This is a genomic window from Leclercia tamurae, assembly GCF_025566055.1.
GTDB classification, from domain to species: Bacteria; Pseudomonadota; Gammaproteobacteria; order Enterobacterales; family Enterobacteriaceae; genus Enterobacter; species Enterobacter tamurae.
Genome location: NZ_JAMHKS010000029.1, coordinates 1 through 388, shown reverse-complemented (window position 1 = coordinate 388; position 388 = coordinate 1). Strand labels below are relative to the sequence as shown.

The 388-nt window shown below is 48.2% G+C and carries 1 tRNA gene; it reads left to right on the top strand.

Annotated features, from left to right (window positions below):
- Positions 1–45: 45 nt before the first annotated feature.
- Positions 46–121: transfer RNA gene (locus tag M8318_RS00145), tRNA-Ala, on the top strand.
- Positions 122–388 lie beyond the last annotated feature (267 nt).

Sequence of the window (388 nt, the reverse complement as noted above, 5' to 3'; positions counted from 1 at the left end):
GCCTACCAAATTTGCCACGCAAATTTGAAGAGATTTAACTACGATGGGGCTATAGCTCAGCTGGGAGAGCGCCTGCCTTGCACGCAGGAGGTCTGCGGTTCGATCCCGCATAGCTCCACCATCCTTTACTGCGACAACACAAAAACTTCAGAGTGTACCTGCGAAGGTGCGTTGCGAAGTTTTGCTCTTTAAAAATCTGGATCAAGCTGAAAATTGAAACGACACACTGTGTCTGCTCTCCGTAATAAGAGCAGATGGTAAGTGTGTTCGAGTCTCTCAAATTTTCGCAAAACGATGATGAATCGAAAGAGACATCTTCGGGTTGTGAGGTTAAGCGACTAAGCGTACACGGTGGATGCCTAGGCAGTCAGAGGCGATGAAGGACGTG